At 47.7% G+C, this 19,952-nt stretch carries 9 protein-coding genes; 7 read left to right on the top strand and 2 right to left on the bottom strand.

Annotated elements, in window-relative coordinates:
* The first annotated feature begins 23 nt into the window (after window positions 1-23).
* Window positions 24-9,896, top strand: coding sequence for a DUF5776 domain-containing protein (locus tag FC98_RS03890; protein ID WP_056949224.1), 9,873 nt, complete (start codon window positions 24-26; stop codon window positions 9,894-9,896).
* Window positions 9,897-10,020: 124 nt separating this feature from the next.
* Here FC98_RS03890 and FC98_RS03885 read toward each other — a convergent pair whose 3' ends face one another.
* Window positions 10,021-10,227, bottom strand: a complete 207-nt coding sequence (locus tag FC98_RS03885) for a cold-shock protein (RefSeq protein ID WP_008856094.1) — start codon at window positions 10,225-10,227, stop codon at window positions 10,021-10,023.
* A gap of 495 nt (window positions 10,228-10,722) precedes the next feature.
* Here FC98_RS03885 and FC98_RS03880 point away from each other — a divergent pair, with 495 nt between their 5' ends.
* The 6 genes from FC98_RS03880 to FC98_RS03855 all read left to right on the top strand — a co-directional run bounded on the left by FC98_RS03880 (window position 10,723) and on the right by FC98_RS03855 (window position 18,878).
* Window positions 10,723-12,096 (top strand): Nramp family divalent metal transporter, encoded by a 1,374-nt coding sequence (locus FC98_RS03880; RefSeq protein ID WP_008856092.1) that lies wholly within the window; start codon window positions 10,723-10,725, stop codon window positions 12,094-12,096.
* 199 nt (window positions 12,097-12,295) lie between these two features.
* Complete coding sequence (locus FC98_RS03875) at window positions 12,296-13,204, top strand: magnesium transporter CorA family protein (RefSeq protein ID WP_056949223.1); 909 nt, start codon at window positions 12,296-12,298, stop codon at window positions 13,202-13,204.
* 737 nt (window positions 13,205-13,941) lie between these two features.
* Window positions 13,942-15,237, top strand: a complete 1,296-nt coding sequence (locus FC98_RS03870; protein WP_008856088.1) for an MFS transporter — start codon at window positions 13,942-13,944, stop codon at window positions 15,235-15,237.
* A gap of 47 nt (window positions 15,238-15,284) precedes the next feature.
* On the top strand, window positions 15,285-15,653 hold the full coding sequence (locus FC98_RS03865) for a hypothetical protein (RefSeq protein ID WP_008856087.1): 369 nt from the start codon (window positions 15,285-15,287) through the stop codon (window positions 15,651-15,653).
* 395 nt (window positions 15,654-16,048) lie between these two features.
* Window positions 16,049-17,935: a glycoside hydrolase family 2 TIM barrel-domain containing protein gene (locus tag FC98_RS03860; protein ID WP_054655058.1), complete on the top strand. Its 1,887-nt coding sequence runs from the start codon at window positions 16,049-16,051 to the stop codon at window positions 17,933-17,935.
* Window positions 17,919-18,878 (top strand): beta-galactosidase small subunit, encoded by a 960-nt coding sequence (locus FC98_RS03855; RefSeq protein WP_008856085.1) that lies wholly within the window; start codon window positions 17,919-17,921, stop codon window positions 18,876-18,878. Before FC98_RS03860 ends, FC98_RS03855 begins: the two co-directional genes overlap by 17 nt.
* Window positions 18,879-18,979: 101 nt before the next feature.
* Here FC98_RS03855 and FC98_RS03850 read toward each other — a convergent pair whose 3' ends face one another.
* Window positions 18,980-19,888 (bottom strand): ArsR/SmtB family transcription factor, encoded by a 909-nt coding sequence (locus tag FC98_RS03850; protein ID WP_008856084.1) that lies wholly within the window; start codon window positions 19,886-19,888, stop codon window positions 18,980-18,982.
* Window positions 19,889-19,952: the final 64 nt, after the last annotated feature.

Here is a 19,952-nt window from a genome sequence, read left to right as displayed (position 1 = left end):
CTGCAGATACCGCTAAGACCGCAATGGGTAATTTGTCTGCAGCAGTTAGCGGGTTAGTTAAGGCAGCCAGCTTAACTGATCTATCATTTGCAATTAACACAGCTAAGGTTACCTATCAAGCGACCGGCGCTTCAGCTAATTACGCTTCAAGTACATGGGGCGATTTTTCAAGTGCCTATGTCTATGCGACTTCAGTTTTGAACAATGCTGGGGCAACTGCTGATCAAATTAGTAACGCCACGGCTTCACTAAATAAAGCCTACCAGGCATTGTTTGGAAATGGCAAGGACACTTATACGAGTAGCTTGAGTGATGCAATTTCCGGTGGGACAACGTTGCTTAACGCTGGTTCCGGATCAGCATTCGATGCTTCGACAACTGGTGCATTGAGTTCGGCTATTACCTCCGCCACGGCAGTGTTAAGTGATAGTGCAAGTACACCTGATAAGCTTGCAGCTGCTTCTGCGGCAATTACCAGTGCCATTAACGATCTTAAAACTACTTTCCAAGTTACGATTGATAGCTTGGATCAGTTTATCAATACGGCAAGTGGTATTAGCAGTGCCGGTAGCAATGGTGTGACTACTGATTCTTATAAAGTACTTTCTGCTGCTTTAGCCAATGCCCAATATGCGCGCTATAACGATTCCAATGCGTCAACTTTGGCAAGCGATACCGCTAAGCTGACAACGGCTATTTGGGCAACGGTGCCAACCGACGCCTCTGCAGCTGCTTATAAGAACCAATTGAAGACAGCCTTGTCCGCTGCTCAGTCAACTGCATCGAATTCAACAGTGATGTCTGGGGTCTCTTCAGATTCTATTACGAATTTGAAGAACGCGATTCAAACAGCTATCAACACATTGAACAGTGGCACGACTGACGCGGGGACCTTGCAAACGGCATATAACACCGTGAACTTTTATACCGCCAACTTGTCTAAGACTGGTGGTGGGTCGATTAGTTTGAATACTGGTGTTTACTTCTATGTCTATGGGACGAACAATGATCTCAAAGATGATAGTTTAGAAAGTCAGGCAACTAACACGATTAATGCTAGCGCTGGGACCATTACTTTTGGGGATGCTTCCTCAATTTCCAATTTACTTTCAGTGGGAAACGGTTATACAACAACGTTTACTTTGCCAACTACCTTGACAACGTTTTTCAATAGTAGTGACTGGCAAAAGTATGTTACAGCTTCTTACTATGAAGCGGGTGGTAGTAGTAGTGCCGGTACCGGAATGAAATCGGTCACCTCAGGTGGTATAAATATTCTTGGAACTACTGTGTCCGTTTTGGATACCACTAAAACAACTACTCTGGCTAATGCAATTAATACTGGTGATTTTCAAGTTACGACTTCTGTTAATAGCCAAGGGCAAACAGTCTTCACCGTTAATAGTAAAGTGATTGGTGGTGGGACCACTGCTGCTGGCTATGTCTTTACTTTGAATTTAAAGACATGGTCTGCTGATACTGGCACATATTTGCAACGAGTAACGCTCGCGAGCGATGCTAGTTCAGATGCTGTAACGGCGGCCAACACGATTACAGTTACTGCTGGTGCCACTGGATTTTCAACGACCCAGGGGAAGACCCTCAGTGATGCCACCACTTTTGCCAACGTTTACGGCACGACTTCTGGTAGTTCTCAAACTGGCACTGATTGGAGTTCTGGCGCCACCGGTGGATTGGCAACCTTGTCTGCAGGTATTCAAAGTGCCGTTCCAGCAGTTACCAGTGGCAGCTTGACCAGAGTGATTGCTGAAGGGACAAACACCGTTAGTGGCAAACTTGATTCAGCTGCCTTCTCTGCAGCGGCTGCTTCTAATAATAGTGGCGATGTGCTGCAGGTGATCGTTACTGATAAGACCACAGGGCAAACAGTTACCACGGCGGTTAATTCCGACGGTACTTTCTCAGCATCGTTTGGTAATAAGAATGGCAACGTTGTTTCTGGGACCACCTTGAATACTGGTGACGTCATTACAGCTCAGGTTCAGCGAGTTAGTGCATCTGGCCAGGTTACGAATGGTACTGTAGGTTATTTGTCAAATGGCCTGCAAGATGGTCAAACGCCGTACGTTAACGTTGACTTTAATTCAATGAGCCAAGGATCACAAACCCTTGACGGGACGATTACGACGATCACACCAGTTGGTACTAGCTTTAGTGATGCTATTAGTAGTTCGAAGACTAGCTCGCTTGCTTCAGGCGACCTTAACGTTTATACCGTTCAAGTTTCAATTTACAATTCTGATGGATCCCGGGCATACCAATCAACCATCCAAGCGGACGCCAACGGCAAGTGGTCAATTTCGATCCCTGCTTTGAAGGCTGGTCAATACGTGGATGCAACGACTCGGGTTCAAACCGGTATTTCAACCGGGAATAATGATATTCAACCGAGTGGGACAACGGTCAGCGGTCTTGAAAATACCGTTACTGGGCACTTCTATGTACCAACTGATACCAGTGCATTGAGTGCTGCTGTTTCAGCTGCTAGTGCTGCTGTTGCTGCCGGACAAGGTTCTACTCAGGCAACTTCGGATGAATGGAATGCTTTGGTATCGACACTTTCGGATGCTCAAAGCATTTTGACTTCTGCGCAAGCCACTGAAAACCAAATGACAACTTCGGCTGCTGTGACACAGAGTAGTGCAGATTCAGCTGCGGCTGCGTTGAATAAGGCATTAACGGAAGCTACTAAGAGTACCTCTGGTTTGGATCAGGCAATTAGTGCTGCGAGCGCGATTGATTCAACCAAGTACACGACGACTAGTTATAATGCGGTTAAAACTGCATTAGCGGCCGCTGAAACGCTTTCAGCCAGTGCTAAAGCAGATTTGAGTAAAGTGAGTGCTACAGATATTCTAACAGCAACCACTAACTTAAATAATGCTGTAAAGGCATTGGTTTCCCAGACAAATACGCAGGCGATCACTTCAGCTGCAGCCAATGCTGATGCCCAAGCGGCGAATGCAAGTACGGCTGCGAGTGCTGCTCAAAGTGCTTCTGCCGCTGCTAGTGCTGCCAGTGATTCAATTACCACTGCTGTTAAAAACGGTGATTTAACTTCAGCAGCCGTAGCAAGTGCTGCTGCGAGTGCTGCTGGAAGTAATGCCACCAGTGCTGCTTTGGCTGCTTCTACTGCTGCGAGTGCGGCTTCAGCAGCCGCTGCCAGTGCTGCTGATCTTGCCAAAACAATTTCGACAAGTGATGCTTCATATGCGGACGCCCAGGATCAAGCTAGCTCGGCTGCCAGTGCGGCTACTAGTGCGGCGAATGCTTATCAATCTGCAAGTGCGGCCGCTTCTAACGCGGTTGCCAGTGCCGCAGCTGCCAGTGCCGCATATAACAATGCCGTATCAGCTGCTAGTGCTGCAAATGCTCAAGCTAAAACGAAGGCTGAATCAGCTGCTGTGTCGGCTGCTAGCGATGCCCAGAGTGTGGCTGCGATTGCTAGCGATCAGGTAGCTTCTGCATCGGCTGCTTATCAAAGTGCCAGTGCCGCTGCAGCCAGTGCGGCTTCGGCTGCTAAGGCTGGGGATGTCACCTCAGCAACGTTGGCTAAGAGTGCTGCAACGAGTGCTGCCGCTATTGCATCGGCTGCTGCTAGCATAGCAACCAGTGCAGCTAATCAGACCGCCAGTGAATTTGCGGTTGCTCAAAGCGCTGCGAGTGCGGCAGGCAATACGTCCGCCGCTTCGGCAAGCCTTAATTCGGCTAGTTCCGCAGCCAGTGCCGCTGCTAGTGCTGCCAAGATTGCTTCGGCTAGTGCTGCGTCAGCTTCCGAGTTTGCCAGTGCGGCCACTGATTCATTAATTGCGGCACTTAACCAGAGTACGGCAAATCAAACCTCTGCAGCAGCTTCCGCTAGCACAGCCGCTTCTGAGGCCATTGCTTCCGCTAGTGTGGCTGGAAAGAATGCTTCTGAACAAGCGAGTGCAGCAGTTGTTGCTGCTACTTCAGCTGCTCAAAGGGCTGCTAGTGATGCCATTAATTCAGCCTCTGCCTCGGCCAGTGCTGCGATCCAATCAGCCGCCGATTCTGCTGGAAGTTCGGCTCAAAGCATTGCTACAAGCGCCGCTAATGCTGCTAGTGATGCCGTTGCTTCAGCTGCTAATTCCGCTAGTGCTGCTGTTAAGTCGGCTGCCGATTCTGCGGCTGCCTCAGCTACTTCAGCAGGAAAGAGTGCATCTGCTGCTGTTAGTGATGCTGTATCTGCAGCTGCTAGCACGGCAAATAGTGCTGCCGCTTCTGCTCAAAGTGTGGCAACCAGTGCTGCTGCTAGTGCTTCTGCAGCTATTAAAACTGCCAGCGATTTGGCTTCGGCTGCCACGAGTGCCGCAATTTCGACGATAACCAGTGGCGCAAATACGGCAGCAAGTGCGAGTGTTGCTGCAAGCAATGCTGCGAGTGTTGCTGCTGAAAATGAAGCCACAGCAACGAGTGCTGCTTCTGCTGGCAAGACGGCAACAACCGTCAGTGATGCTAAATCTGCTTCAGTTGCTGCCAGCGCTGCGGCAAGTGCGGCTAATAGCGCTGCCACGAGTGCTAGTGTTGCTGCTGCAAATGCTTCTACTGCTGCCTCCGCTGCTTCTAGTGCTGCAATTGTTGCAGGAACGCCAGCTGCGAGTGAAGCTGCTGCCAGTGCTGCTAAATCAGCCAGTGCGGCTTTAGATAATGCTAAATCCGCTGCTAGTGCTGCCAAGGTTGCTTCTACTGCTGCTAGTGAAGCTGCAGATGCTTATACCAGTGCAGCTATCTCTGATGCGACAACAACTGCGAGTGCTTCTGCTGCCGCTAACTCAGCTGCTGATAATGCCAAGACGGCGAGTGCTTCAGCTGCGAGTGCTGCCAGTGTTGCTGCCTCCGCAGCGAGTGCTGCTACCTCCGCTTCAGCTGCTTCTGATAATACCGCAGCGAGTGCCGCAGCGAGTGCCGCAGCGAGTGCTGCTAGAAGTGCTGCCGCTGTAGCGAGTGCTGCTGCCGCTAGTGCCGCTAGTGCATCAACCAGTGCGGCTAGTGCGGCCAGTCAAGCAGGAACCAGTGCAGCGAGTGCAGCTGCTAAAAGTGCTAGTGCTGCTGCGGCCAGTGCTGCCTCCGCCGCTGAAAGTGCTGCTTCCGCAGCGAGTGTTGCTACCTCTGCTGCTGATCAAATTAGTGCTGCTACATCGGGTGCGGCTAGTGCTGCTCAGAGTGCTGCCAAGAGTGCTGCAGCGAGTGCGAGTGCTGCGGGGCAAGACACTTCAGCACAAGCCAGCGCCGCTGCTTCTGCCGCCGCCAGTGCGACCGCGAGCGTTGCTTCTGCGGCTGCTTCGGCCAGTGCTGCTGCCTCCGATGCTGCGAACGCAGCTTCAGCATCGGCTAGCACTGCTATTAGCGATGCCGCTAGTCAAGCTGCTCAGAAAGGAAGTGCCGCTGCGAGTGCTGCCGCATCAGCTGCCATGTCAGCGAGTGCCGCTGTAGCGAGTGCGGCTGAAAGTGCTGCAACGTCCGCTGCAAATGCCGCGAGTGCTGCTGCTTCCGCTGCCGCGAGTGCTGCTGCCGCCAGTGCCTCGGCCGCGGGTCAAGATGCTTCAGCACAAGCCAGCGCTGCTGCTTCAGCCGCAGCGAGTGCCGCTGCTTCGGCTGCCAAATCAGCCAGTGCCGCTGCTAGTGCTGCAATTTCTGATGCAACCGCGAGTGCTGCTAAAGCAATTAGTGATGCTGCCAGTGCCGCTCAAAGTGCTGCAAATACTGCTTCAGCTTCTGCTGCCGCCGTTGCCTCGGCTGCATCAGCCGCTGCTGCGAGTGCTTCGGCTGCTGGTCAAGATGCTTCAGCACAAGCCAGCGCTGCTGCTTCCGCTGCCGCCAGTGCCGCAGCGAGTGCTGCTTCCGCTGCTGCCTCGGCTAGTGTTGCAGCGAGTGTTGCTGCCTCCGCTGCTTCGGCCTCTGCGAGTGCGGCTATTGGCGATGCCGCTAGTCAAGCTGCTCAAAAGGGGAGTGCCGCAGCGAGTGCTGCCACCTCGGCTGCTAAATCAGCGAGTGCTGCGGTAGCGAGTGCGGCTGAAAGTGCTGCAACGTCCGCTGCAAATGCCGCGAGTGCTGCTGCTTCCGCTGCTGCCAGTGAAGCTGCAGCGAGTGCTTCGGCTGCTGGTCAAGATGCTTCGGCACAAGCGAGTGCTGCTGCTTCGGCTGCTACCAGTGCCGCTGCCTCGGCTGCCAAATCAGCTTCTGCTGCTGAAAGTGCTGCAATTTCTGATGCAACAGCGAGTGCTGCTAAAGCAATTAGTGATGCTGCCAGTGCTGCTCAAAGTTCCGCAGACGCAGACAGTGCCGCTATCAGTTCAGCTAATGCCACAGTAACTAGTGGTGCTTCCGCTGCTAGTGCTGCGAGTGAAGCTGCTGCCTCCGCTGCTAATATTGCTTCAGTAAATGCTTCATCTGCAATTAGTGCCGCGGCAGTTGCCAAAAGTGCGGCAACCGTTTCTGACGCTAAGTCTGCTTCAATTGTTGCAAGGAATGCAGCGAGTGCGGCTGCTTCTGCTGCTACCAGTGCCAGCATTGCCGCTTCAGCTGCGAGTGCCGCCGCTTCAGCTGCTTCAGCTGCTGCCTCGATTGCTAAGACTCCTGAAGCTGCAGCGAGTGCTTCTGCTGCAGTGGCTTCTGCTAGTGCGGCTTTGGCAAATTCTAAGAGCGCCGCAGCTAATGCTACCTCCGCTGCGACGGCTGCTAGTGAAGCAGGTGAATCGTATACTAGTGCAGTAGCTTCTAGCACAGCTGCCAGTGCCAGCGCTTCGGCGGCCATTAATGCGGGTTCTGTGGCGGCAAGTGATGCTTCTGCTCAAGCGAGTGCCGCTGCCAGCTTGGCTACGAGTGCCGCTAACGTTGCAGCCAGTGCGGCTAGTGATGGTGATAATACAACGGCATCAAATGCTGCTTCTACTGCTGCTTCTGCTGCTAAGTCAGCAAGTGTCGCTGCTGCAAGCGCGGCTTCTGCTGCTGAAAGTGCGAGTGCTGCTGCTGATCAGATTGGTACGAGTGCTGCAAAAGATATTGCTGCGAGTGCTGCCGCTTCAGCTGCAAGTGCTGCTGCTTCAGCGTCAAAAGCTTCTACTGCTGCTTCTGCTGCTCAGACTAATGCTCAAAAAGCAAGTGAAGCTGCGAGTGCTGCCGCCAGTGCCGCTGCTTCTGCTGCAGCAAGTGCTGCTGCCTCAGCTTCGACTGCAGGTAAGAATGCTTCTGAGCAAGCTAGTGCTGCTGCTTCCGCTGCCGCCAGTGCTGCAGCGAGTGCTGTTTCCGCTGCTGAAAGTGCGAGTGCTGCTGCCTCGGCTGCTGCTTCTGCCGCATCCGAATCAGCTAGTGCTGCCATTAGTAGCGCTGCGAGTGCCGCTGCTGAAAAGGGTAGTGCTGCCAGTGAAGCTGCTGCCTCAGCTAGTGCTGCCGGTAAGAATGCTTCTGAACAAGCGAGTGCTGCTGCTTCTGCAGCTGCGAGTGCTGCTGCCTCTGCCGCTAAATCGGCCTCCGCCGCTGAAAGTGCTGCAATTGCCAGTGCTGCCGCCAGTGCCGCTAAAGCAATCAGCGATGCTGCCAGTGCTGCTCAAAGCGCCGCTGCGAGTGCTGCTTCTGCTGCCTCGGCTTCCGCCAGTGCCGCAATCAGTGCTGCTGCGAGTGCTGCTGCTGAAAAGGGAAGTGCTGCCAGTGAAGCTGCTGCGAGTGCTGCTAAATCCGCGAGTGCAGCGGTAGCCAGTGCTGCTGTCAGTGCTGAAACCAGCGCGGCAAATTCTGCGAGTGCTGCTGCCTCTGCTAGTGCAGCTGGCAAGAATGCGTCAGAACAAGCGAGTGCTGCTGCTTCCGCTGCCGCCAGTGCTGCTACTTCCGCTGCGAGTGCTGCTTCTACCGCTACAAGTGAAGCAATTGCGAGCGCCGCTGCGAGTGCCGCTAAAGCAATCAGTGATGCCGCCAGTGCTGCTCAAAGTGCTGCAGATTCAGCCAGTGCTGCTGCAGATGCCGCTACCAGTGCTGCAAAGAGTGCTGCTGCTTCAGCAAGCGCGGCCGGTAAGAACGCTTCTGAACAAGCGAGTGCTGCCGCCTCTGCTGCTGCAGTAGTTGCCAATTCAGCTGCGAGTGCCGCTCAAAGTGCTGCTACCGCAAGCACCGCTGCTTCGGCTTCAGCCGCAATCAGTGCTGCTGCTAGTGAAGCTGCCGAAAAGGGTAGTGCAGCTGCCAGTGCCGCAGCGAGTGCCGCAAAGAGCGCTTCTACTGCTGCCAGTGAAGCGATTGCCAGTGCTGCCGCCAGTGGTTCTGCTAGTGCGAGTGCCGCAATTGCGAGTGCTGCTGCCTCTGCTGCTGCTAGTGCTTCTACAGCTGGCAAGGATGCTTCAGAGCAAGCAAGTGCTGCTGCCTCTGCTGCTACAAGTGCGGCAGTTAGTGCCGCTGCTTCGGCTTCGGCTGCTACTTCATCAGCTGCGGCTAGTGCAGCAACAAGTGCTGTCAAAGCAATCAGTGCTGCTGCGAGTGCCGCTCAAAGTGCTGCTGATGCTTCATCTGCCGCTGCGAGTGCTGCTGCTTCCGCTGCAAAGAGTGCTGCCGACTCGGCCAGTTCTGCTGGCAAGACGACATCAGAGCAAGTCAGTGCCGCTGTTTCTGCTGCGACATCTACAGCTGCCTCCGCTGCTTCCACTGCAACGTCAACGGCAGCAACCAGTGCTGCGGACTCAGCTAGTGCTGCTATTAGCGCAGCTGCTAGCGAGGCTGTTGAAAAGAATAGTGCTGCGAGTGCTGCCGTAGCGAGCGCTGCTGCTTCGGCTTCGGCTGCTACCAGTGCCGCAATTGCAAGTGCTCAAGTGAGTGCCGCTACAAGTGCCAGTGCTGCTGTAGCCAGTGCGGCGGCTTCGGCTGCTGCGAGTGCTTCTGCAGCTGGTAAAGATGCTTCAGAACAAGCGAGTGCCGCTGCCTCGGCTGCTGCCTCCGCTGCTACTTCAGCTGCGAGTGCTGCTAGTGCCGCTGTAAACAGTACGGCTGCCAGTGCTGCAACAAGTGCTGCCCAAGCAATTAGTGCTGCTGCGACGACATCGACAAATGGCGGTGGTTCAATAAGTGGTGGTATTGCTGGCGGTTCTGGAACATCAGCCAATACCAGCTCATCGGCCACTTCTTCATCAGCAACGCCATCAACTAGTGCCTCTACTAGTACGTCGAGTGCGGCTGCTAAGACTGCCAATAATTACTGGACAACGCTTTCTGGCAAGACAACGACTACTCGAAAGGGATTGTATCGTTACACGGCAAGTGGTAAACGAATCAACTACATTCCAGCTGGTACAGTTTTGCATGTGGTACGAGTTGAAAAAGTCGGCGATAAGACGCAGTTGATTTTGACTGATGGTTCTCATGTAACTGGATTGAAGACCTTTACCGGCTTTACGACGATTGCTTCCAAGTACAATGACGATCTCTACAAGAATTCAGTTCTTTATGTAGCTAATGCCAAGGGGTTGTATGAGTATTCTGGTAAGACGTTCAAGAAGGCTAAGAAGGGACGTTATGTAAAGGCTGGTACTGTTCTACACGTCGCTCGGATCGTTCGTTCTGGTAAAACGACAAGATATCTCCTGACAAACGGTAAATATGTCACGGCTAGCCAAGGCTTCGTAAAGGGAACCAAGGTTAAAAAGGCATACTACACCGGCAAGTTGACTGGTTATAAAGTAACCGTCAAGAATACCAAGGGAATCTTCAAATATAAGAACAGCCGATTGACTTCTAAGCAAGGCAAACGGCTCAAGAAAGGAACGACACTCAAAGTCAAGCGAATCGTGGTAAAAGGCAGTGTCACCAGATTCCAGTTAACTAATGGCGACTATGTCACAGCAAATCAAAAATATGTATCAGTTACCAAAAAGTAGTTTGTTTGGATAATCGACAAAAAACGGGTTGCACCTCAGCTGGGGTGTAACCCGTTTTTTGTCTTACTTAAAATTAAGCAAAATAAAAAGCCCCTCACAGGAGACTTTTTATTACTAAATTAAATTAGTCGTTTACAACAGAAACGTTAGCAGCTTGTGGGCCACGGTCGCTGTCTTCAACGTCAAGGGTAACATGTTGGCCTTCTTCAAGGGTCTTGTAACCGTCAGCATTGATAGCTGAGAAGTGAACAAATACGTCCTTGCCGTCTTCTAAAGTGATAAATCCGTAACCCTTGTCGCCATTAAACCATTTAACTGTACCTTGTTCCATAAGAATGAAACCTCCATGCGCTTTGCGCCGTTATATTTGCATTTGAAACTTGAAAATAGGGATCATTCTTAATAGAACGGTGTACCTTGTTTCGAAGTATAAATACATTATCTATACTTTAACAGCCATCATCCAAAATAGCAATGATTTAGACCAGATAAGTCAAAAAAACATGATGAAGTCCAAAAAGGATACCAGGGACTGATGGATTTTGTGGCTAAAGGCGGACCTGCTTAATATGAATTCCATCTATAATATAACGGTTAAATTATCACCAAAAGAGGTTATAATGAATATGGATCAAAAATAAAAAAGAAAGCTTCGAAAGATGGATTTGCTAATGATGTAATCGGTAGCATTTATTTTCACCCACTTATCACAAATAGTTTAGGGTTGACTAAAAATAGGATCAGCCTATAATAACTATCGGCAATTAGTTGAGTTCATTCAAATAACTGACCTGAATTTCAAACCAATGGAAAGAGGGCTTTCGAAATGCGAGAGAACACTATGGAACCAAAGAAGAAGTTATTTTCATTTGAAGAAACACCGAGTAAGAGTCTGGATGAAGTTAACGGCAGTATCAAGGTACCAGACAATGCCGGCTTCTGGAAGACGTTACTCACCTATACCGGACCGGGAATCCTGATTGCAGTCGGCTATATGGATCCAGGGAACTGGATTACGTCAATCGCCGGTGGTGCTCAGTTTAAGTATAGTTTGCTGTCCGTTGTCCTGATTTCAAGCTTAATTGCGATGCTGCTGCAAGCAATGTCTGCTAGATTAGGGATTGTTACTGGGAAGGATTTAGCTCAATTAACCCGTGAGAAGACCTCTAAGCGGGTTGGATTTGTACTTTGGATAATTACCGAGTTAGCAATTATGGCAACCGATATTGCTGAAATTATTGGCTCTGCGATTGCGATTAAGTTATTGTTCAATATTCCTTTAATCGTTGGAATCTTGATTACGAGTGCTGACGTGTTGATCCTGCTATTATTAATGAAGTTAGGATTCCGAAAGATTGAAGCAATTGTGGCGACCTTGGTTGCAGTTATCCTACTGGTCTTCTCATATGAAGTTTTCTTATCAGGACCGCAAGTAACCGAACTATTGGAAGGCTACTTCCCATCAACTGACATTGTCACTAACAAGTCAATGTTGTATTTAGCCCTTGGGATTGTTGGGGCAACGGTAATGCCCCATGACCTTTACCTGGGATCGTCAATTTCTCAAACCCGTGCACTTGACCGCAATGATCGGGGCGCTGTTAAGAAGGCTATCAAGTTCACGACGATTGATTCAAATATTCAATTGACGATTGCCTTTGTTGTTAACAGCTTGTTACTGGTACTTGGAGCTGCATTATTCTTCGGAACGGACAGCCAACTCGGCCGGTTTGTCGACCTGTTCAACGCCTTGAGTAACTCCCATATTGTTGGATCAATTGCCAGCCCACTGTTGAGTATGTTGTTCGCCGTTGCCTTACTGTCATCGGGCCAAAGTTCAACGATTACTGGAACGCTTTCAGGTCAAATCATCATGGAAGGGTTCATTCACTTAAAGATGCCTTTGTGGGCACAACGGTTGTTAACCCGGCTCCTGTCAGTTTCACCAGTGATTGCCTTTGCAATTTACTATCACGGCAATGAAGCCAAGATAGAGGACCTACTGACGTTGTCCCAAGTATTCTTGAGTATTGCCTTGCCATTTGCGGTGGTCCCACTAGTACTCTTCACCAGTAACAAGAAGTTGATGGGTGAATTTGTCAATCGCGCTTGGGTGAAGTATGCAGCTTGGATTGCAACGATTGTGCTGATTGTGTTGAACATTTACTTGATTTTTCAATCACTTGGAATAGTGAAGTAAGAGCTTAAATTCCTTTATAAAAAGTATGCGGACGTTGATCCTTCACCTAAAGAACAGGATGCTCCGACTATCATTTCTTAGTGACGCGCACTCTTTATAAAAGTATTTAAGAAAACGAGAAGTTGCTTGGCAATTTTGCCTGCAGCTTCTTTTCTTTTAGGGTAAGATAAAAGTAGTTAAAAATAAGGGGACTGCTCATATGATTAAACCTGAAAAAACCATTGATGGAACAAAATGGATCGAAACCATCAAGTTAACGCCCGATGAACAAATAAAACTTCAAGATGATTACGGTATCGATGAGGATATTATCGAATACGTTACTGATAAAGACGAGAGTACCAATTATGTTTATGACGCTAATGAAGATGACCAACTGTTTATCATGCTGGCGCCCTATGCGTTGAACAAAAAAGATATTCGCTACATTACCCAACCATTTGGAATCTTGATTCATAAGGGGATCCTCTTCACGTTTAATCAAAGTCACATGACGGAAGTGAACGAGGCCTTTCAGTCGGCCTTTGAAAACCCAGAAGTTAAGACCACGGACTCGTTTATCCTCGAAGCTTTGTTCTTGTTGATTGATAGTTATATTCCAATTGCAAGGTCAGTCACTCGGAAACGGAATTTGCTGGATAAGATGTTAAATCGGAAAACCAAAAATGCTGATTTGATTGCCCTGTCTCATTTACAGCAGACATTAACCTTTTTAACCAGTGCGGTTCAGCTTAACCTGAGCTTACTGCGACGGATGCCGAGTAGCCATTTTGGCAAGGGCGCTGACCAGGAAAAGCGGGATCTGTTTGAGGACGTGACCATTGAAGCTGAACAGGTCCAACGAATGGTTGAAATCGAAACGCAAGTGGTGGATCGAATTGATCATACGTTTAATAGTATTGCCAATAATAACTTAAACGATACGATGAAATTTCTGACAATTTGGTCACTAACGATGGCGGTGCCGACAATTATTACGGGATTTTATGGCATGAACGTCAAGCTCCCGTTAGCAACCTTCAGCAGTGCTTGGTTGATTGTGATCGGGATATCGTTATTTGCGATTGTTTGGCTGCTGGTTTTGCTACGGGTGAGACACAAAATGTAGTGAGTATGAGGCTACAATGTTGAAAGGGGCAGAAGATCACTTTCTGGGCTTCAAGCGAGGCTCGGAGAAATGTCCTGACATTGCTTATAGAAGATCATCGGTAATGCGTCATAATGTTGCCAATGGTCTTTTTTAATAGGTTAAAAACGGTTTACTAAAATAAAGAAAAATTTGATGACGGTCAATCACTGTGGTATATCAGATACAAAAAATCTGTTTAAAATTAATTGGCTGACTTTTAGGCGTTATTAGGGGATGATCGTTAGGCACTGACTAGATTTCTTTGAAACATAGACGTGTAAAGCGATACGAAGCAAGTTACAACTTAGCCATTACTAGTTAACTTTTGGCTGTCGTGCTATTTTTAGTAAAAATAGCAAAAATAATATTGACAACGCTTACACATAAAGCTATATTAAAGGTGCTGATATATGAGTATCCCCTCGTATTAATATTGGTAAATAACTTTTACACTGATTAGAAAACTTTTTCTTAAGTAAAATGAAACGTTGCAATATATTTTGGGTTCGTGAAAGTTAGCTACCTGGGGACTTATATATCTAAGCTTAAATGTAAGCGGTTAACCAGCAAAAACATGTGATCGTCGTTGTTAACCATCGCAGTCAATTCAACGTTATAGGAAGGTGTCTGAATGTGTTAGCCAGTCAGGATACGAGTTAACCAGTTCTTGGTTTAGCGGATTTAGTAGAAAACGGAACAGTATAGGAGTGAAAATAATGGCAAATAAAGATACAAAAAAGCCTAAGGTAGTTGAAACGGCGGTTGGTGAAATTTCCAACGCCAAGGTTAAGGATTCTGAACAACCAAAGCTACCCTGGCTAGTTTCATCAGCGATGTTTCTTGCACCACTTTGCTGGTATGGGCCGATTGGGTCGACTCGAAGTGTTTTAATTCCACAGTTATTTGCTCAAATTGATCCGGTTCACAAGGTTTGGGCAGTCGGAATTTTGGCAACGATCGCTTCAATTACCGGTGCGATTGCGAACTTAATGTTTGGGGCCTTTTCAGATGTTACGCGTTCTCGGTTTGGTAAACGGAAACCATACATTGTATTAGGAACCATTGCGATTGCGATTTCTTTGGTCATCATTGCTAACATGAAGTCGGTTGTGGGGATCATTCTTGTTTGGATTGTTGCAGCGGCGGCCGAGAACGCGATTGCCGCGGCGATTTACCCTCAGATTTCTGACCGGGTTGCACCTAAATGGCGAGGCACGGTATCGACATTTTACGGGGTTGGCTTCACAATTGCTCAGCAAGGGTTTGCCCTACTAGCTGCTCAATTCTTAGGAAACGTTAAATTCGGGATCTATGTCATGGCAGCTACAACCGTTGTCTTGGCAATCATTCATGAATTACTCATTCAAGAAAAGGGTAACCTAGATGAACCTAAAGTTCAGTTTAACAAGGATACGTTAAAGAAATACTTCTTCTTCCCAACCCATGGGGCAAGAAACTTCTATCTTGCCTTGGGTGGTAAGTTCTTCATGGTTGTTGGGTCAACCATTGTTACGACTTTCCAGCTATTTATTTTTACTGATTATATCGGTCAAAATACTAAATCAGCCGGTGCTTCAATTTCAATTTTCTCAATGATTATGTTAGTCATTGGGGTTCTCTTCGCCTTAGTTGGTGGGCCACTTGCTGATAAGATGAAGCGGGTTAAAGCACCAGTTGTAATTGCAACCTTTGCCCTTGGGTTGGCTGCAATCTTCCCAATGTTCATTAAGGAAGCCTGGGCAATGTTTGCCTACGCTGTAATCGCTGCCTTTGGTAATGGACTATATAATTCCGTTGATGGTGCCTTGAACATGGATGTTTTGCCATCTTCTGATACTGCTGGTAAGGATCTGGGCCTCATCAACTTAGCAAATACCCTTGGGCAAATGCTTGGAGCCATGGTGGCTTCGGCGATTGTTGAAGGATTTGGTTATGGTGCAATTTTCATGTTTGCCTTAGGAATGGAAATTGTCGGTGGCCTGCTAATCTTTGCCATTAAAGGCATTCGTTAATATTAGGCAGCTGATTGATTTTACCGTCATGGAAAGAAGGATAATCGATGTCATCAGATGAACAGAATTGGAAAAACGCACTTCAATCAAAAGATGAATTTGCCGACTTTATTAGTGATTATTTTAAAAGTCACAAAGAACTGACTGGTAATTATGAGACACCAAGTTACTATGAGTATTACACGGTCACCTTAGATAGCAAGGACGGGCTGGTAATTACGCTAAAGACTGGGTTAAATCAAACGACAAACGCTAGTCCAGCGCTTCCCTTTAAAGATCTGGAACATCTTTCGATTGAGGAGTTCCGTCAATTGATTCTTAACAAGAAGTTTGCGGATCAAAGCGAAACCCTGACAGATGTATTCTCAAAGATGCTAGCAAGTGAACCAAATGCCCATATTAAACGGGATGAATAATTAGTTAGCAATCAAGCGACTGGGAAGTTAAGTGCTTAGATCTCAGAACTGAACAAAGGAGGGCCATTATTCCTAGTTTGGGATAATGACCCTCCTTTGTTAAACGACGGGGGCTGACGTTTGTCGCGGCTTATAAATATAAGCGTGATGATCAGTAGTGCCGCACCAGATGGCAGGGACCTAATGTGCCGATTCATTTGATATTGGCGGTTGGATAATGTCAGGTGATTAGGGTTAAAATAACCTATTTTTTGATGGAAACTTGATATTAATACTGCCATAGTTACAATATAATACAACTAATAGCGGTGTTGACAACGGCTACGATAAAACAGGTCGGGTTAAAACGGCTGTTTCAAATTTGATTATTAAAGTGATTGGAGTGTGATAGGTTGATGAAGCCAGATATTAGCTGGTTGGATGATCCCGAAGTTTTTCGGGTTGGTCAGATACCAGCTCATAGTGATCATCATTATTATCGAAATAATAATGAGATTACAAATGATCGTAGCAGTTACGTTGAAAACCTGAATGGGAATTGGCAATTCAAATTTTCTCGAGATCCAATGAGCCGCCCTAGCCGTTTTTATGAAGCTGGGTTTGACAGCGGTGATTTTGACACAATCAAAGTTCCCCAACACATTGAGTTTGCTGGGTATGATCGATTTCATTATATTAACACGTTATATCCATGGGAAGGCCACGTTTTTCGCCGGCCCGCGTACGCGTTGAACCCTGATGATGAGGGTAAAGGGATGTTCAGTCAGGCCAAGGATAACCGAGTGGGTTCTTACATTAAAACATTTACGCTGAATCCAGATTGGCAGGGTATGCAGGTCCGGGTTCGTTTCGAAGGCGTTGAAAAAGCAATGTATGTTTGGCTAAATGGCCACTTTTTGGGGTACGCTGAGGATAGCTTCACCCCCTCGGAGTTTGATCTGACCCCGTATTTGAAAGCGGGTGAAAACAAGCTGGCAGTTGAAGTGTTCAAGCTAAGTACCGCTGCCTTCCTGGAAGATCAGGATATGTTTAGGTTCTTCGGTATTTTTAGGGATGTTTCACTGATGGCCCAGCCAAAAGTTCACGTGGAAGATCTTCTGATTAAGCCAGTGCCGATCAATCATTTTGAGGATGGCGATTTGACGATTCAGGCTAAATTAACCGTTAAGGATCCACGGGCTAGGGTCAAAATTGTGGTAAGGGACGCCGACGGTAATCGGTTATTTGAAGACATCAAGCCGGCAAACAACCGTTTAGAAGTTAACAATCAAGTTATTAAACGGTGTCACCTCTGGGATACTCATCATTCGTATCTGTACCAACTCCTGATTGAAATTGATGATGGCACTGGTAAGGTCTTGGAAGTGGTGCCTTATCAATTTGGGTTCAGAAAGATTGAGATTAACAATAAAATCATTGAGTTAAATGACAAACGGTTGATTATTAACGGTGTCAATCGTCATGAGTGGAACTGCCACTCTGGCCGGGTAATTACCAGTGACGATATGAAATCAGATATTCGGGTCATGCGTGAGAACCATATCAACGCTGTCCGGACCTGTCACTATCCTGACCACACTGAATGGTACCGGCTTTGCGACACCCAGGGCATTTATGTGATGGCCGAAGATAACCTAGAATCTCATGGAACGTGGCAAAAGCTGGGAGGAGTTGAACCATCGTATAACGTTCCCGGGTCACTGCCTCAATGGCAGGCCGCCGTGCTAGATCGGGCTAAGAACAATTATGAATTGCTGAAAAATCACCCGAGTATCCTATTTTGGTCACTGGGAAATGAGTCGTATGCCGGCGACGATATTGCGGCCATGAATCGCTACTATAAACAAGTAGATCCCGACCGTTTGGTTCACTACGAGGGTGTTTTTCACAATCCAAAGTATAAACCGCAGATTTCGGATGTTGAAAGTCGCATGTACGCAACTCCGACTGACATTCGCGATTATTTAGAAAACAATCCCCAAAAGCCTTTCATATTATGCGAATATATGCATGACATGGGCAATTCCCTTGGTGGTATGAAGTCTTATACAGACTTAATTGACAAGTACCCAATGTATCAAGGTGGGTTCATTTGGGATTTTATCGATCAGGCAATTGAAGTTAAGGATGAAGTGACTGGTCAAGCCGTGCTCCGATATGGTGGCGACTTTGATGATCGTCCAGCTGATTACGAATTTTCGGGGGATGGCTTGCTCTTCTCGGATCGAACACCGAAGCCCGCAATGCAGGAGGTAAAGTACTATTATGGTCAATACAACTGACAAGTTACATGTGATCTATGGTGACGGCGATCTCGGCGTTGGTGGGGACGGGTTTCACTACCTGTTTAGCTACAGTCGGGGTGGCATTGAATCGCTCGTAATTGATAACAAGGAATGGCTATATCGTGAACCCAAGCCGACTTTTTGGCGGGCTACGACCGATAATGACCGTGGAAATGGTTTTTCACAAAAGTCTGCCCAGTGGTTAGGTGCTGATTTATTCTCCCAATCGGTTGGGGTTGACGTCAAGGTCGATGATCAGCTCATCAAATTTCCAGGGGCCAAGGTCAATAATCAATATTCAAACAATGAGTATGTGGATAAGATTGAAGTTAGTTATCACTTTGTAACGGCAACTAAGCCGACAACCGATGTGAGTGTCAGTTACACCGTTATCGGTGACGGCACGATTGGTGTTCAAGTTCATTACAAAGGAAATATTGCCCTGCCAGATTTACCGGTGTTTGGGATGCGGTTTCTCATGCCAACCGTTGCGTCTGGGTTCAAATACGATGGCTTATCTGGAGAAACCTATCCGGATCGAATGGCTGGCGGCCAACGAGGCACGTATAAGGTGGCTGGTCTACCCGTAACGAAATACTTAGTTCCACAGGACTGCGGTGTTCATATGAATACCGATGCCGTGACGATTACCCGTGATTGGACCAAGAATAATGCTGACCGGTCTGAGCGGGCATTTAGCCTTAGATTTGAGGAGTCAGGCACCCCATTTGCGTTTAGCTGTCTGCCATATACCGCTGAAGAATTGGAAAACGCGACTCACATAGAAGAACTCCCGGTACCACGGCGGACCGTTGTGACAATTCTTGGTGCGGTAAGGGGAGTTGGTGGCATTGACAGTTGGGGAAGTGATGTTGAATCAAAGTACCATATTCCAGCTGGCAAAGATATTGACTTTGGTTTTAAAATAATGAAGGGTTAACAAAAATGGGTCTGTTCGAATAAAAATTCGTTCAGATCCATTTTTGTATCCTACTAATGTGATTGTTGGCGTTTCTGACGAGTTGTTCTCTCACAATTAATTTAATCATGATCTTCTTTTTCACTGTAATAAAAGGTGCTGCGAATGCCTTGATCATGATTGCCAAATTTATTACCAAAAATAGTGCAGCCACCAACGTGTTTGGCGTCCGATTTTACCTCGAAGCGAAGTGTCCAAGAGGGCTTGTCGGTGTCAATATCACTAATTAACGTGTTGGAAGCATGCTGACCATCGATGTATGAGCCATGCTTGGAAATGCGAAACGACTCCAATAACCCGTATTGATTCATATCGTTATACACCCAAGCCGGTGTGTAACGGCCCCGAGTGTCGGAAAAATCGCCAGGGCTCGTCCAAACACCGATTAGATGGTCGTCTAGAGAAACGGTAATATCAGATGGCCAGTGGTTATTAGAAAATGGAAATTCAGAGCTTAATTCGGCAGTAAGCTCAATCATTTCTAACTGCTGATCTGACTTCAAGTAGTTGGGAATTTGATATTCCACGAATCCCTTAGCAAACCACAGCATGCCCGCCTGGGAACGCATTGGGTCCATAAAGTAGCTGGGGTTATCAACTTTGCCAATGAAGCCCTTAGGACCGGCTAGCCCACAAGTTGGGGCGACGTGGAAATTTGTGTATTGGCCAACCGGCAGTTCGACTTTCCAGTTCTCGTAAGTTGTATACAACTGTTGCGGAAATGAAATGTTAATGGTATCGATCTTGAGAACGGAAATCCGTTGTTTCCCCTTTTTAACAGTCCGGATAATATGAGCTTTTTCCAGCTTGTTTAGGTGCATCAACGTGATAGGGCTGCTGAGCCCCAGGGCACTTGAAATCTCTGAAACGTTTAGTCGTTTTTTTGAGAGTAATTGAATAATTCGGATTCGGACGTCGCTGTCCAACGCAGCAAAAACAGCGAGAGAATCTTTAGAAATGTCGAGGTCCATGTGATCACTCCTTTGGTAATGCTTATATTAATAATAGACCACTTAAAACGAATTGTCACTAGTT

The sequence above is a fragment of the Lentilactobacillus kisonensis DSM 19906 = JCM 15041 genome, assembly GCF_001434135.1.
Lineage (GTDB): Bacteria > Bacillota > Bacilli > Lactobacillales > Lactobacillaceae > Lentilactobacillus > Lentilactobacillus kisonensis.
Note: the sequence above shows the minus strand (reverse complement) of the source record. Positions and strands in the feature narration are given on the sequence as shown.

Bases quoted from the DNA above. Each gene is read 5' to 3' on its own strand.
- FC98_RS03890 (WP_056949224.1), top strand. From the start codon at position 24: ATGGGTAATTTGTCTGCAGCAGTTAGCGGGTTAGTTAAGGCAGCCAGC.
- FC98_RS03885 (WP_008856094.1), bottom strand. From the start codon at position 10,227: ATGGAACAAGGTACAGTTAAATGGTTTAATGGCGACAAGGGTTACGGA.
- FC98_RS03880 (WP_008856092.1), top strand. From the start codon at position 10,723: ATGCGAGAGAACACTATGGAACCAAAGAAGAAGTTATTTTCATTTGAA.
- FC98_RS03875 (WP_056949223.1), top strand. From the start codon at position 12,296: ATGATTAAACCTGAAAAAACCATTGATGGAACAAAATGGATCGAAACC.
- FC98_RS03870 (WP_008856088.1), top strand. From the start codon at position 13,942: ATGGCAAATAAAGATACAAAAAAGCCTAAGGTAGTTGAAACGGCGGTT.
- FC98_RS03865 (WP_008856087.1), top strand. From the start codon at position 15,285: ATGTCATCAGATGAACAGAATTGGAAAAACGCACTTCAATCAAAAGAT.
- FC98_RS03860 (WP_054655058.1), top strand. From the start codon at position 16,049: ATGAAGCCAGATATTAGCTGGTTGGATGATCCCGAAGTTTTTCGGGTT.
- FC98_RS03855 (WP_008856085.1), top strand. From the start codon at position 17,919: ATGGTCAATACAACTGACAAGTTACATGTGATCTATGGTGACGGCGAT.
- FC98_RS03850 (WP_008856084.1), bottom strand. From the start codon at position 19,888: ATGGACCTCGACATTTCTAAAGATTCTCTCGCTGTTTTTGCTGCGTTG.